This is a genomic window from Micromonospora sp. LOL_021, assembly GCF_048060215.1.
Lineage (GTDB): Bacteria > Actinomycetota > Actinomycetes > Mycobacteriales > Micromonosporaceae > Micromonospora_E.
This window is the reverse complement of record NZ_JBHMIN010000144.1, coordinates 1-690: the sequence shown is the minus strand read 5'-3', so window position 1 is coordinate 690 and position 690 is coordinate 1. Positions and strand designations below refer to the sequence as shown.

Genomic DNA, 690 nt, shown 5'->3' with positions numbered 1-690 from the left:
TGCAGGAGCGGGTGGCGGCGGCCGGGCCGGGTAGTGCCGCCCTGGTCGTCGCCGACTGGCTCAGTGTGGACGAGCGTACCGGGCAGGTGCAGGTCGACGCCGACGGCAACGCCCTGGCTGATGGCTCGCACGCGTTCCTGATCGTCTACCCGTACGGTGCCGACAGGCCGGTGTGGTGGGATCCGCAGGACGGCCAGACGTGGACGATGCCGCCGACGCATGTCGTCACCGCCACCCACACGTTGTGGTCGATGGACGCGCCGGCAGCAGGTGGAGGGACCAACAGTGACTCGGGACGAAGCGCAGGAGCTGATCCAGCGGCTGGTCGGGACGCCGAACCGGATGGCGCTGCACGAGTTCGAGTTCGGCTGGCTGGCGCAGGAGATGCTGAGTCCGCAGGAACGCGGCACGGGGATGCGGATCGGCCTGGGGAGCTACATCATCGACCGGGACGGGACGGTGACGGTGCACGGGAGTCTGCCCGTACCGGTGACGATCAGCCGGTACGCGGCGGAGCGTCGGCAGGGGCGGATCTCGGGCCGGCAGGTGTGGCCGGAGACGGAGTCGCCGGAGTAACGGACGGAGGCTCCGGTGCAGTCGCCGACACCGATGAATTGTCGGGGCCGCGGCCGGTTGGTCCGTTGAATTTGGCGCCGTTGGAGGATGTGGGTTTTCAGGCTGATCTTGAGG

General features: G+C 69.0%; 1 protein-coding gene and 1 pseudogene. Both read left to right on the top strand.

Translation table 11 applies throughout. The features are described from left to right. Window positions 1-11: 11 nt before the first annotated feature. Window positions 12-182: pseudogene (locus tag ACFHWT_RS31400) on the top strand (toxin glutamine deamidase domain-containing protein); the annotation flags it as partial. Between the two features lie 103 nt (window positions 183-285). Beyond that, window positions 286-576, top strand: coding sequence for a hypothetical protein (locus ACFHWT_RS31395; protein WP_416598327.1), 291 nt, complete (start codon window positions 286-288; stop codon window positions 574-576). Window positions 577-690: the final 114 nt, after the last annotated feature.